At 62.1% G+C, this 13,561-nt stretch carries 11 protein-coding genes; 6 read left to right on the forward strand and 5 right to left on the reverse strand.

Annotation, left to right across the window (positions count from 1 at the left end; genetic code table 11):
- The first annotated feature begins 2 nt into the window (after positions 1-2).
- Positions 3-1,514, forward strand: a complete 1,512-nt coding sequence (locus tag AC1DKY_RS12480; RefSeq protein ID WP_441603645.1) for an efflux transporter outer membrane subunit — start codon at positions 3-5, stop codon at positions 1,512-1,514.
- 45 nt (positions 1,515-1,559) lie between these two features.
- On the opposite strand, the gene AC1DKY_RS12485 is transcribed toward AC1DKY_RS12480, so the two are convergent.
- A complete protein-coding gene (locus tag AC1DKY_RS12485; RefSeq protein WP_441603646.1) occupies positions 1,560-3,269 on the reverse strand; it encodes an NAD-dependent malic enzyme in 1,710 nt (569 codons plus the stop codon).
- A gap of 368 nt (positions 3,270-3,637) precedes the next feature.
- Between AC1DKY_RS12485 and AC1DKY_RS12490 the strand changes: the two genes are divergently transcribed.
- The 3 genes from AC1DKY_RS12490 to AC1DKY_RS12500 all read left to right on the forward strand — a co-directional run bounded on the left by AC1DKY_RS12490 (position 3,638) and on the right by AC1DKY_RS12500 (position 7,590).
- Complete coding sequence (locus AC1DKY_RS12490; protein ID WP_441603647.1) at positions 3,638-4,936, forward strand: threonine/serine exporter family protein; 1,299 nt, start codon at positions 3,638-3,640, stop codon at positions 4,934-4,936.
- Between the two features lie 197 nt (positions 4,937-5,133).
- Entirely contained in the window at positions 5,134-6,402 is a 1,269-nt protein-coding gene (locus AC1DKY_RS12495; RefSeq protein WP_441603648.1) for an MFS transporter, read from the forward strand.
- A gap of 261 nt (positions 6,403-6,663) precedes the next feature.
- Positions 6,664-7,590 carry a helix-turn-helix domain-containing protein gene (locus AC1DKY_RS12500; RefSeq protein ID WP_441603649.1) on the forward strand — a complete coding sequence of 309 codons (927 nt, stop codon included), beginning with the start codon at positions 6,664-6,666 and terminating at the stop codon, positions 7,588-7,590.
- Between the two features lie 26 nt (positions 7,591-7,616).
- Here AC1DKY_RS12500 and AC1DKY_RS12505 read toward each other — a convergent pair whose 3' ends face one another.
- Positions 7,617-8,228 carry a response regulator gene (locus AC1DKY_RS12505; RefSeq protein WP_441603774.1) on the reverse strand — a complete coding sequence of 204 codons (612 nt, stop codon included), beginning with the start codon at positions 8,226-8,228 and terminating at the stop codon, positions 7,617-7,619.
- 931 nt (positions 8,229-9,159) lie between these two features.
- Between AC1DKY_RS12505 and AC1DKY_RS12510 the strand changes: the two genes are divergently transcribed.
- On the forward strand, positions 9,160-10,644 hold the full coding sequence (locus AC1DKY_RS12510; protein ID WP_441603650.1) for a tetratricopeptide repeat protein: 1,485 nt from the start codon (positions 9,160-9,162) through the stop codon (positions 10,642-10,644).
- Between the two features lie 68 nt (positions 10,645-10,712).
- Here AC1DKY_RS12510 and AC1DKY_RS12515 read toward each other — a convergent pair whose 3' ends face one another.
- Positions 10,713-11,729, reverse strand: a complete 1,017-nt coding sequence (locus tag AC1DKY_RS12515) for a transporter (RefSeq protein ID WP_441611384.1) — start codon at positions 11,727-11,729, stop codon at positions 10,713-10,715.
- A gap of 415 nt (positions 11,730-12,144) precedes the next feature.
- Between AC1DKY_RS12515 and AC1DKY_RS12520 the strand changes: the two genes are divergently transcribed.
- Positions 12,145-12,411 carry a hypothetical protein gene (locus tag AC1DKY_RS12520; protein WP_441603652.1) on the forward strand — a complete coding sequence of 89 codons (267 nt, stop codon included), beginning with the start codon at positions 12,145-12,147 and terminating at the stop codon, positions 12,409-12,411.
- A gap of 541 nt (positions 12,412-12,952) precedes the next feature.
- Here AC1DKY_RS12520 and AC1DKY_RS12525 read toward each other — a convergent pair.
- Together AC1DKY_RS12525 and AC1DKY_RS12530 are read right to left on the reverse strand one after the other, a co-directional pair.
- Positions 12,953-13,162: an antitoxin Xre/MbcA/ParS toxin-binding domain-containing protein gene (locus AC1DKY_RS12525; protein WP_441603653.1), complete on the reverse strand. Its 210-nt coding sequence runs from the start codon at positions 13,160-13,162 to the stop codon at positions 12,953-12,955.
- Between the two features lie 28 nt (positions 13,163-13,190).
- Positions 13,191-13,559, reverse strand: a complete 369-nt coding sequence (locus tag AC1DKY_RS12530; protein WP_441603654.1) for a hypothetical protein — start codon at positions 13,557-13,559, stop codon at positions 13,191-13,193.
- Positions 13,560-13,561 lie beyond the last annotated feature (2 nt).

Below are 13,561 nucleotides of genomic sequence, written 5' to 3' on the forward strand. Positions count from 1 at the left end.
CCATGCGTAACCCAACTATTTCGCGCGTCGCCAGCACGCTGGCTGTTGCTGTCGGCCTGGGCTTGTCGGTGGGCTGCACGCCGGGGCCGGCCTATGTGCGGCCGCCGATCAGCGTGCCGGATCACTTCAAGGAGGCGGCGCCCGTTGCAACCGAGGCACAGCGTGCCGCACCAGGCTGGGTTGCCGCGCAGCCGAACGACACGGTGCGCCGCGGCGACTGGTGGACCTTGTTCCATGACCAGACACTCGACCAGCTCGAAGCACGTGTCGATGCAGGCAATCAGTCCATCGCCAAGAGCATCGCCAATCTGCAGGCCGCGAAGGCGCAGGAAAAGGAGGCACGTGCCGCGTACTACCCGACCATCACGGCCGGTGTCGCCGCCGACCGCAACCACACCTCGCAGAACGTCGTCGGGCGTTCATTGGCCGGCAAAACCGTGTCGGATTACCAGGCCGGACTGGATGTCTCGTGGGAGCCGGATCTGTTCGATCGCATCGGTCACCAGGTCGACGCTGCCAAGGCGCGCTACCAGGCCGACGAGGCGGATCTCGCCTCCGTTCGACTGGCCATGCATGCGGAACTGGCCATCGATTATGTGGACCTGCGCAGCGTGGATGCGGAGACGGCCTTGCTGCAGCAGACCGTTGCCGACTTTACGCAGGCGCGCGATCTCGTGCAGGTACGTTTCACTGGCGGCATTGCATCGGATTCGGATCTTGCCGAAGCAGAGACCCAGTTGCAGGTCGCCAGTGCGCAACTGGTGGACCTGGGCGAGAGTCGCGCGCGTTTTGAACATGCCATCGCCACGTTGGTCGGCGTGGCACCGGCGGAGTTGTCCATTGCCGCATCCACCAGCGCGATCGCCATGCCGGTGGTTCCTCCGGGCCTGCCTTCGACCTTGCTGCAGCGACGCCCTGACATTGCCGCAGCCGAGCGTAGGGTGGCTGCCGCCAATGCCGATGTCGGCGAAGCAACCTCAGCGTTCTTTCCCGACTTGCTGCTGTCTGCGTCGGGTGGTGTCGAGGCTTCGCGATTCACCCAGCTGGCGACGCTGCCCAGCCGCTTCTGGGCGATTGGCCCAGCGCTGGTCGGCACCTTGTTCGATGGCGGCCGCCGCAAGCAGGCGCTGCACCAGGCCGAGGCCCAGGAAGACGGTGCCGCGGCCGACTATCGACAGACGGTGCTCTCGGCCTTCCAGGACGTAGAAGACAACCTGGCGTCCGTGCATGTATTGAACGAAGAAGCGGGCACGCAGCAACGCGCAGTCGACGCTTCCGGCCGCGCCGAACAGCTGGCCCTCACTCGTTACAAGGCGGGAGCCACCGACTACCTGGAAGTGGTCGCCACGCAAAGCGTGAGCCTTGCGCAGCGGCGTGCCTACGTCGAGTTGTCCCGGCGTCAGCTGGAGTCCGATGTCCGCTTGATCAAGGCCGTTGGTGGCGACTGGAGTGTCGACACGCTCACCAGGGTCTCTGGTACGGATGTTCAGCAGAGTAAGCAAGCGGCACCGTGAAACTGGCGAGCGATACCACCTGTCGCGAGGCTACGCGCCCATCGATCACGCCTCGTTTGCAGTCTGATAAGGCCGATAGTGCGGTTCCCAGAAGAGGGCGCTGATGCGTGCGGACAGTGTCGCCTCGTCACAGTCATCGGCGACACCATCGAGCTGGGCCTGCCGGGCGACCACCTTGGCCACGGCGATGGACACGTCACGCAGCTGAGCGACAGGGGGCAGAAGCCGACCATTCTTGTCGTTGACGGTTGGCGACATCGCTGCGACGGCTTTGCCGGCGACCATGAACATCGCATCCGTGACCCGTCGTGCGCCTGCTGCGAGCACGCCCAGTCCCACGCCGGGAAAGATGTAGGAGTTATTGGTCTGGTTGACTGGAACCATCTTCCCGTCCCACGCCACCGGATCAAACGGACTGCCGGTACCCATCAGGGCGCGGCCATTGGTCCAGGCCAGCAAATGCTCCGGCGTCGCCTCGGAACGAGACGTGGGATTGGACAGTGGGAAGATGACCGGACGCTCGGCATGTTCCGCCATGGTGCGAACGACCGTCTCGGTGAACGCGCCGCGTTGCCCCGATACGCCGACCAGGACCGTTGGCCTGGCGTTGCGCATGACATCGAGCAGGGATATTTCGCTCGCGCTTTCCTGCGTCCAGGACGCCACCGCCGAGCGCTTCTGCACGAAGGGCGCCTGCGCGGGCGTGATATTCGCCATGCCCTCCACCAGCAGTCCATTGCGGTCGACCAGGAAGAAGCGCTGACGCGCATCTGCTTCGCTGGCACCGGCATCGACTATCGCTTGCAGTAGGAGTGAAGCAATGCCGCAGCCCGCCGAACCGGCGCCAACGATCGCGATGCGCTGGTCGGTCAGCTGCACACCGGTCACATTGATCGCCGCCAACAGGCTGGCCGTAGCCACCGCGGCCGTGCCCTGGATGTCGTCGTTGAACGTGCACAGCCGGTCGCGGTAGCGTTCCAGCAGGCGGCTGGCATTGGATCCCGCGAAGTCTTCCCATTGCAGAAGAACATTCGGCCAGCGTTCGATCACGGCGCTGACGAAGGCTTCGACGAAGTCGTCGTAGTCCTGGCCGGTGACGCGCTCATGCTGCCAGCCAACATAGAGCGGATCGGCAAGACGCTCCTGATTGTTGGTGCCGACGTCGAGCAGGATGGGCAGCGTCAATTCCGGGTGAATGCCGGCGCAACCGGTGTAGAGCGACAGTTTGCCGATCGGAATGCCCATGCCTCCGGCGCCTTGGTCACCCAGCCCCAGGATGCGCTCGCCGTCGCTGACAACGATCACGCGAACCTTGTCCAAGCGCGGGTCAGCCAGAATCTCGCGGATGCGGTGCTTGTTCGGATAGCTCAGGAACAAGCCCCTGGGTTTGCGCCATATCTCGCTGAAGCGCTGGCAGCCTTCGCCCACCGTGGGCGTATAAACCAAGGGCAGCAGCTCGGCGAGATTGCCCACCAGCAACGCATAAAAAAGGGTTTCGTTGATGTCCTGCAAGTCGCGCAGAAACGCATAACGCTCGAAATCGGTGTTGAACGCGCGCAGGACTTTCAAGCGGCGTGCCACCTGTACATCGAGCGTGCCGATATGGGGAGGGAGCAGGCCGTGGAGGCGAAAGCGATCGCGCTCTTCGTTGGTAAAAGCCGTTCCCTTGTTCAGCATCGAGGTGTTGATCAAGTCGAAGCCGGACAGATGGGTCTCGATCGGAGCGTCCGAGGCGAATGCGGGCATTTCGTTCATATGACTGAGACTCGTATGGCAGAGGCGGCCGATGGCGGCCACTCGTTGCACCCAGGTTCCGGCGTCAATGCATGGGGCTATTCCAACAGACGAACATTACGCTCAATCGATCACGCCGGATTGAATGGGTTTGACACGGCAGGTATAAAAATCGTTGCCATGCCCGTGTGTCTCACCGTGTTTGATGGCGACGATCAGGGTCACATTTTCGAAGCAGAGCCGTGCAGAAAGTATCAATAATCTCCAGCTCGACTCAAAGATCTCCAATCCGCAGAAGCGCGCGCTGCCTATCCTGGCGCAGGACATTCCACCGATAGATGCAACCTGCATCAGGCAAGGCTTTGTCGTCGAAAGCAGGGACCAGGGCCATGACAGATGCCGGCAAGTGCCCACCCTCGGCCGCGGTTCGAAAAGAGCGCGATCTGTCGCTGGATACGGTCGCTCTTGCCGCCGGTCTGCTCTTTGCAAACGGGCAGACGACCGAACGGACCGTGGTTGCCACGGAGCAGCTTGGGCGATCCTTCGGTTTGGACGTGAGGGTGCTGCCGCAATGGGGCGAATTGACCGTTGAGATCGAGGGCACGCTGCTCTCCGAGGTGTCCTCGAGCGCCCCTCTGAGCGTGGACATGGGGAAAGTGCTCGCCGTATCCCACGCGGTGGATCGGGTGTGCAAGCAGTCCCTGCCCAGAGAAACCGCGTATTCCTTGCTGGTTGAGGCCGGACGCACAGGCGCGGTCTCCACGCTGCGCTTTGTTCTGTTTTCGGCCCTGGGCGCCGCGGCGCTGGGCGTAATCTTCGGCGCGCTGAGTGCCCAAAGCTTGTGGCTTATCGCACTGAGTGCCGGCGCGGGTGCGCTGGCGCGCCGCGGGTTGGCGCGGCTGCGGACCAGTCCGCTGGCGCAGCCGCTATGTGCCTCGGCGATGGCGGGACTGCTTGGAGCCATCGTCATTCGCATGCATCTGTCGACGTCGCCGACGCTGGTGGCCTTCTGCCCGTGCATGGTGCTGATTCCCGGTCCGCATATCCTTAACGGCGCGATCGACCTGGCACGCACCCGCATTTCGCTGGGGATATCACGGCTCGCCTATGCGGGTGTGTTGATCCTGTTGACCTGCGTGGGCTTGCTTGCGGGACTCGGCGCAGGCGGCATCACGGCATTGCCGGCCGATACGCCGGCGGCGGTGCCGTTCCTAGCCGATGTGATCGCCGCGGGTTTCGCGGTGGCGAGTTTTGGCACGTTCTTCTCGATGCCCTGGCGTCTCCTGCCATTTCCCATCGCCATCGGAATGCTCGCGCACGCGCTGCGCTGGGTGCTTATCGCGTTGGCGGGTTTTCACGTGACAACGGCGGCGCTCGTCGCCTGCCTGCTGGTGGGCGCCGTCATCACGCCCGTGGTGGATCGCCTGCGTTTGCCGTTTGCGGCGATCGCGTTCTCGGCAGTCGTCTCCATGATGCCTGGGTACTATCTGTTCGAATCGGCCAGTGCGCTGCTTCGTCTGGTGGGCGGTACTTCGCAGGCAGCGTCGATCGAGCTGATCACCAGCGTAATTGCCAACGGAACAACCGCCTTTCTGGTCGTACTCTTCATGACCATCGGGCTTATTCTTCCGCGCATGTTCATCGAGCACTATTTTCCGCCCGGTGGCCGACCCACGACAGATGCCTGAGTGGTGCAGGGCATCGCCAGCATGGACGGATCAGGAATTGCCAACCCCGCACACAATCCTCCAATCAGTGTGCGATGGCGATCCTTACGCTCGGGACGACATGAAGCTGGAAGACATGCCGCCCTGAACGCGGTGGCGTGTGCCTTTTCGCTTCGGGGTGTGCGCAGCTGCCTTTTGGCCAACGAGGCGTCGATGTGATGAAGACCCAGCCTTCCGTCTCCGTGTCTCCCTCCCGGCAACACACGGCTTTTGTGGTCGCATGGTGTCTGGCGGCGATCTTCTACTTTCTCGAGTACGCCTCGCGATCGTCGCCCGCCGTGATGCTGCCCGAGCTGATGCGGGCCTTCGGTGTCGATGCGCTGGGCGTCAGCAGCATCCTTGGCACTTACTACTACACCTATTCCGTGACCAGCCTGGTGGCAGGCGTACTGCTGGATCGCCTGGGCGCGCGCTATGTGGTGCCCGCGGGCATGCTGATCCTGGCGCTCGGATGTCTTCTGTTTGCCCTGCCTCATGCCAATACCGGCACCGTTGGCCGATTGCTGCAAGGCGCGGGTTCGGCATTTGCATTTACTGGCGCCGTCTACCTGGCGTCGCGGGGTTTTTCGGCGACGCGCCTGGCCACGGTGATTGGCTTCACCCAATGCCTGGGCATGCTCGGTGGTTCCATGGGGCAGCTCGCCGTGGGGCCGCTGATTCACGGGATGGTGAGCGTTCCGCAATTCTGGAATGCGATGGGGGCGATTGTCTTGCTGGTGGGCGTCGCGCTGCTGGCCATGACGCCCAGCGAGAGCCGGGCAGGGCAAGCGAATGAGCCGGGTGGATTCCTGGCGCCATACAAGGTGGTGCTGAGCAACCCGCAGTCGTATCTGTGCGGCATCGTTGCCGGCCTGCTGTTTGTTCCCACCACCATCGGCGACATGGTGTGGGGCGTGCGCTTCTTTCAGCTGGACCGGCAGTTCAGCTATCACGACGCCGTGCTCGCCATCTCGATGGTTCCGCTGGGATGGGTTTTCGGTTGCCCGCTGTTCGGCTGGCTTGCCGATGCGCTGGGTCGGCGGAAGGTGGCGCTCATCGCTGGCGCAGTGCTGATGTTGATCTGCGCGATACAACTGACCTGGCTTCCCGATCTGATCCCCAATTGGGCGACCTTGCTGTTGTTTGGCGTGGCCTCCGGATCGGCCATGATCCCTTACACCATCATCAAGGAAGCCAATCCTGATCGCGTGAAAGGCAGTGCGACGGGTGCGATCAACTTCATCACGTTCAGTGTCACCGCGCTCGTGGGCCCCGTGTTCGCGCGGAAACTGGGCAACACGGTGGGCTCGTCGGTGGTGGATCCCCGCGTTCACTTCTTCCACTCCAGTGAGTTCTGGGTGGTGGTGATTGCGATCGGGATTGTCGTCTCGTTCTTCTTGCATGAAACCGGCCCGGGCGCCAAACCAGCCACCAGCACTACAAGCTGAGGCGACCGCTTGCCAGACCGTGCGCCTGATCAAGGCTGCTCGACGGTCGGCGGCAAAATCCTGCGAAGTCGATAACTTCAGCCTGGCCCTCGCGGGGGCCGGGCTTCTTTTCGACACTTTCGAGTCATTTTGTTCAGGCCTTCGGGTGACCACAGGTACCCGGAGGGAGGCATCGGGCCTAGCTCGTCATCGGTAACTTGCTGAGCTCAGGGGCTAGCTGAGCCAGCAAGCTTCTACGAAGACGTTGGCCCGGAGATATCCATGTATCAAGGTGCCTTTGGCGAGCGACTCGGTCGCTCCTTCCAGATCAGCAATCCGCGCGTGCTGCGGGCGCAGACGCAGCAGGGCATCCGGCTCGCCGTCACCGAGCTGCGGATCGACCGCGCAGGCTATGGCATCACCAGTCCGATGGGGATGGAGCACGCCTATCTGGTCTGCCTCAATTTCCTTGAACAGAAAACGCACGAGCTTTGGTACGACGGACGATCGGTATGTTCGACGCCGTATCCCGCCGGCACCGTTTATGTGCTCGATCTGAGGTGCGATCCGGTGGCCTACATCGGCGATCCGTTGCACTCGCTGTATTTCTACGTGCCGCAAGAGGCATTGCGAGAACTCGGAGCATGCCGCGACACGGGCGATGCGGGTGAGCTGTCCACGCCGCCCTGGCAATGTTTCCATGACTCGATCATTTCGAGTATCGGCCAGACCCTGCTGCCCATCTTCGCGAGCCCTGGCGGCGCGCACCAGAAGCTGGTGGAGCACCTGCTGCACGGCCTGTGCGCCTATCTGGCGGCCGAATACGGTGGCACGGCCAAACGGCCGGTGATCACCCGCGGTGCGTTGGCGCCGTGGCAGCAACGGCTGGTGATGCAGATGATGCGCGACAAGGTCTTTGAAGGCGTGGCGGTCAGCGAACTGGCCGAAGCTTGCGGTATTTCCGTGGGCGCGCTTATCCGGGGCTTCAAAAAGAGCACCGGCGTCTCGCCGCATCAATGGCTGTTGTCGCGTCGCCTCGAGCTGGCCCTTGACCTGATGGCGAATCCCGACGCATCGCTGGCGGATATCGCCTGCAACGTGGGGTTCTCCGATCAAAGCCACCTGAGCCGCGTGTTCACCCAGAAGATGGGCGTGACGCCTCGCGCGTGGCGCAAATCATTGGCCAGTCATGGCAGGGCGACGGTCTGAGCATCTGCCCGCAAGCATGGATGTCTTTATCTGGGGGCATCCATGAAGCCGCGCCGGATGGCAATCATGACGGCATGGGTGCGGTCTTCAGCCTCCAGCTTGCCCATGATGCTTTTCATGCGCGCCTTGACGGTGTCCTCCGAAATAAACAGCACCTCGGCGATCTGCTTGTTGCTGTGGCCTTCCGCGACCAGGCGCAGCACGCCGATCTCGCGTTCCGTCAGTCGTTCCCGGCCGGTATGGGTGGCGATCTCCTGGGCGACTTCAGGCGCCACGGTGTGACGTCCGGCCAGCGCGCCGCGTATCGCCTTGATGATCTCGTCGCGGCGGGCCGTTTTAAGAATGTAGGACGTCGCACCCAGGGTAAACGCGCGAACTACGCGCGCATCGCCGGGGTAGGTGGTCAACACGATGATGGTGGCATCGGGAAATTCGCCGCGGATCGTGGTGATGGCCTGCAAGCCGTCGACCTCGGGCATCTGCAAGTCGATCAACAACAGGTCGGGAAGAAACTTGCGGAACAGCTGGATCGCTTCCTTGCCATCCGATGCCTCGCCGACCACTTCAAGGTCGGGCTCTTCCTCGATGACCATGCGCAAGCCATCACGCATGACCGGATGGTCGTCGGTGATCAGGATGCCGTACCGAGCCTTCTCTTCGTTCAACGAGCCAATCCTTCGATGCAAGCGTTGCACGGCTGGATGTAACGGGACGCCCGGGAGATTCCTGGTTGGCATGACTATGCGCTGCGCTACCACGGTTTTCAACGCTCGAAAGTGTAAATCAAGGTGGTGTTTCCGTTGCGTGTGATCACCAGCAGTGAAGAAGCCAAGCAGGTGACGGACGAATATCAGCGCAAGTTTGAATCGTTGGCGCCGTTGCGGGCGACGAGCGAGGCGGCAACGGGTTCTGGAACAGGAGCAACGAGGACGACAGCGCACCCGTAAACAGGCAACCTGACCGAGAGTCTTTATGTAGGAGCGCACTTGTGCGCGACCAGCCAACAGAGCGGTCCATCCACGCGCCGCAGTCGCGCACAAGTGCGCTCCTACAGTGGATGGCACCGGCTTCAGGCCGTGGATCAACGGCTGCAGACCGCCATTTGTGGGAGCGCACCCTGTGCGCGACAAGCCTACGGAGCGGCACATTCCAGCGCTGCGGTCACGCACAAGGTGCGCTCCTACAGTGGATGGCACCGGCTTCGGGTCGTGGATCAACGGCAGCGGACCGCCATTTGTGGGAGCGCACCCTGTGCGCGACAAGCCTTCGGAGCGGCACATCCCAGCGCTGCGGTCACGCACAAGGTGCGCTCCCACAAGGGGGCACGCAGGCCCATGGGTCACGGATTGAACGTTGCTTGGCTGCTCTTTGTGGGAGCAAATCCTGTGCGCTGAAACTGGTGAGGCCGGGGCAGGGTGCATTTTCCCCCGCTAATGCTGCTTTGGCGACCCGCTGCAATCGAGGGTCTGCTCTCGCGCCAAGCGAGAAATAGGCCATACGCCCGAGTGCCATGCACAAACTCTCGCCCGCCAGTGATGCACAATACCTGCGCACTCCGGGGAGTAGCCCATGTTTCGATACCTGCGAGCTCTGTACGTGCTTGTCTTGATCGCTTCGCCTGCCCTGGCACAAGAGGCCCACGATCACGGCGTCCCTGAAAAGTTGGGAGACGTATCGTTCCCGATCTCATGCGCCCCTTCGGTGCAACCGTCCTTCAATCGCGCCGTCGCCTTGCTGCATTCGTTCGCCTACGCGCCAGCGGAGCAGGCTTTCCAGGCTATTGCGCAGAAGGACCCGCATTGCGCCATGGCGTATTGGGGCCTGGCAATGGTGCATTTTCATCCGGTGTGGTCGCCATCGTTACCGCCAGCATCCTTTGGGCAGGCGCAGCGGAACATGCAGCGGGCTGTCGAGCTTGGTGCGGCATCCGATCGCGAAAAGGGCTTCATCAGCGCCGGCAGCGTGCTGTTTCAGGCGACCCCGGGGCTCAAGGCGAACCAGAGAACGGAAGCCTACGAGCAGGCGATGGAGCAAGTGGCAAGCGACCACCCGACGGATATGGAAGCGCAGGTGTTTTACGCCCTGGCCCTGCTATCCAATGCATCACCAGCCGACAAGACACACGCCAAGCAGAAGCATGCCGTCGCAATATTGGAGCCGCTGTTTCGCGCGCATCCAGATCATCCGGGCCTTGCCCACTACATGATCCATGCCTGCGACAGCGAAGAACTGGCCAAGCAAGGTCTGCCGGCCGCCCGCGTGTACGCGAAGATCGCCCCGTCAGCACCCCACGCGCTGCATATGCCTTCGCACATCTTCACCCGGCTTGGCCTATGGGACGATTCGGTCCACTCCAATCTCGCCTCCAAGGAATCCGCACATCAGCATGGCGATACGATGGGCGAGTTTCACGCCATGGACTACCTGGTCTACGCCTATCTTCAGGAGGGGAAAGATGGCGACGCCCAACGCGTGGTTGATGAGATGAAAGCCATGCGTGCACTGGACGTAACGGAGTTCGCGATCGCCTATGCAGCCACCATCATGCCGATACGGCTCGCGGTCGAGCGCGGTCGTTGGAGTGATGCGGCTGAGGTGGCGCCGATGCCCCGGGCATCGCCTACCATCCTCGCCATCGCGGTTTGGTCCAAAGGCATCGGTCTTGCGCGCTCCGGTCACCCAGCGGACGCCGGTGCAGAAGTCACGCGGCTCCGTCAGCTTGAAAAGCAGCTGCGTGACTCTGGCGATGACTATTGGGCCACCCAGACGGCCATACTCGCCGACGAGGTCGCCGCATGGCAGAGCCAGGCCACGGGCCATGCCGACCAGGCGCGGTCGCTGCTGCAGTCCGCCGCCGATCGCGAAGATAGCCTGGAGAAGCGCCCGGTAACACCCGGCCCGGCAGTTCCCGCACGCGAGCAATTGGGCGAGTTGCTGCTGTTACAAGGCGATGCCGCAGCGGCGCGTGAGGCCTATCGCGCTGCGTTGATTCAGGCCCCCGGGCGACGTGGTGCGGTGTTGGGAGAGGCGCGTGCTGGGCAGGCTATGCGTTGATCAGAATCCGCAACCGAGTCGCCGCCATCACCGCTTTGTGGTCAGAGCACCACGCCAACGCGATCAACTCACCGATCGAACCAGTGATACTGGATGGCCAGGGAGACGCCTTTGTAGTCGCCACCGACGCGTGTCACCAGTCCGTTGGTCAGCGCGAGCTTCGCCGACCAGCCTCGGGCGAAGGGGACAGACAGGGTCAGCCCGTAGCGGGCGTTGGATTGTCGGTTGTCATCATCGATGCCATTGAGGCTGGTTCTGCCGCCCGTTGCGTACCCGATGGCAGCCGCAAGCCAGAGTCCCGGGCCAAAGGTATATCCGCCGTTCAACTGGGCGGTCATTAACGGGTCCTGGCTGCGCGTCTTTCCGCCGTAGTAGTCGTGATTGGTGGTGAAGATCCACGCACCGACGGAGGCTTCAACGAACCATTTCCCCCACGGTTGCATCAGTCCTATTTCGGGCTTGAACGACCAACGGTTGGTGCCGATGTTCACCAGTCGGGACGACGTGTACTGTCCCGTCGGCGCGGACATGGTCAGGCTCACACCTATCGAGGTCTCGGGCGTGCGCTTGGCGAATTCCTCGGGAGACATCGCCGGATTGCCAACGAGATTCAATGCGAACCGCAGGCGTACGTCGCCCATGCCTTCGCGGTGAATGGCGGTGGGCGCATCGATCACGTTACCGCTGAGGTCGCCGCTGACGCCAGGTATGACGATGCCGAGCGAGGCCGTGTGGTCAGCCAGTCCGAAGGTGCGCACATAGCCAAGTGCGACGGTGTTGATCTGTGCCTCGACATGCGAGATCGGAAGCGAAGGATCCGTCAGCACGTCTCCCGTAAGGCGGTTATAGGCCAGGCCGACGAAATTCGTGCCTGTCGGGGAGGGTGAATAGGTTCGCGGTTCCAGCTCCTGCGCGTGCCCCGTTGCTGCGTGGAGCAGCAGCGCGGCAAGTATCGCCTGCAAGAGCGAGCGACTCATGCGTGCAGGCATCATCGTGAATTCAGATCGATGCCATGTGCCGCCAGGGGTAAGGCCATATCCGTTCTCCCCGTCCGATGTGCCGCTCATCGCGATGGCCGTGCGCATCGCACGACCGCGTCACGACCCCAACCAGCTACGCCTCTGATCGGGTGCCTCCGGAACTCCCTGGAACGCAGTATGGCAACTCTCCAAAGCGGCGGGGAGTGGCGCTATGTCGGTGCAGTCCATGGCAACGCCAAAGAAGGCTGCCGGGAGCCATTTTGGAATGCCCCTGTTCGGCGGTCCGGTGATCAGATCCGGGCCGGCCTTCCTGACGCCACCGGTTCACTGATTGCCTCGTGGCCGGGCGATGGCCGTCGCCGGGTCAGGACGACGTTTGGAGGCCTCCGGGGCATGACGCAGAGCCTTGGCGGCCCTGGCGGTCGCAGGGGCAATGAACCGGCGGTGCCGTTCGGAAGGGGCTGCGGCGCAATAGCGGGGTCAGATTTATTTATCTCTTGGCCAAGGAAGGCTCCAACCAATGACCACCACAATTGTCAGGTACGACGACGCTGACGACCTGGACGCTGAGCCGCTGCCGCCGCGACCGAAATATGCCTGGCCGGTGTATGAGCCGGACTTTAGCCAGGTTCGGGGAGACCGCATCATTGGTAAAGAACAGTTCGAGCTTGAGAAGAAGCAAATCGCCTCTGGCGAAAAGACGATGGCCCAGATCTTTGCCGAATACGGTCTCGACGAGAACGGGCGGAAGACACCACACACGCCAAGAACGGTGAGGCAAGCATGAGCCGGCGGAAGGTAAAGACGTTCGACCCGTCCGCTGAGCTTGGCAAGTTGATCAGTTCTCTGAAGCGAAAGACCGGCATCCGCTCCGAGGTCGACCCCCGCACATCACCACTCGCGTTGACGCTGCGGCGGAAGACTTCAAGCGCGGCGTTCTCGCGCTGCATCGTGCCGAGGGTGATAGCAGTGGCGTTGAGGTGCTGCTCGGCGAGATTGAACGCGTCGCGCGTCGCGCGTCGCGCCGTGCGCACGGCCGACGAATATGGCGCCCCCTGTGCGCCCCAAACTGCGGCTGGCTCATCCAATGCCTCTGCAGTCAGCGCCACGCCTCACTCCACCCACGTCTGTCCCCTGACTACAAGTCAGGGCGATGTGTCGGATGGCCTCTAGGGTATCTCTGGCGAGAGAAGGCCGCTGCAATGGAAGAGGATTTCCCACGTGCTCGACATTTATGCATCGTCGGTGGCGTAGCTCATCAACCTCTCTCCTGGCACGTGACATCGGTAGCGGAGTATCGCGCTACCGATGTCACGTGCTCGTGGTGTTCATCCGACGTAGCCGGATGAACAAGATTGCAGATAACCGATCACGTCATCGGTGCTGCCTTCGGCGATCAGTTCAAGCGCGGTTCTTCCAGCGAACGTGGCGAGTGGCTGGCTCATCCACTCGATCGCTTTGTCGCGGTCGCCGGAGATCGATTCGGCGATATCGGCAACACGCTCCACGGCAAGCCTCAAGCGATCATCATTGTCCATGATCTCCGCCTTTCAGACTGCGCAATCGTTAGCGCATTACCTTGAACCCATCGCTAGTCATTTCTACCCCATTAAACTCAAGATCTTCTTTTAACTGCTCAGCAAGCACTTTGTCATTCGATCCAATAACCCAAAGCACGGTGTAGGGGTTGGGTTGGCTTGCTGCGCCGTAGTGATCATCAATATCCAGCGCCGATCGAACAGCAAGATCTTCGTCGCTCTCGCCGGGGCGTTTAAGAATTGTTGTCAAATGCCCTGGCGGCAACGATGAGCGCAACGCTTGAACCGCCGCTGCATTCTCCGATGTCGAAACGACCCACACTGGTAATTTTTCAGCGAGCGCAGAAAGGCTCTCCACGGGCTGCGGATTTAAAACTAGTGCAATTGTGTCGGTCATCA

This window comes from Dyella sp. 01N448, from assembly GCF_056399225.1.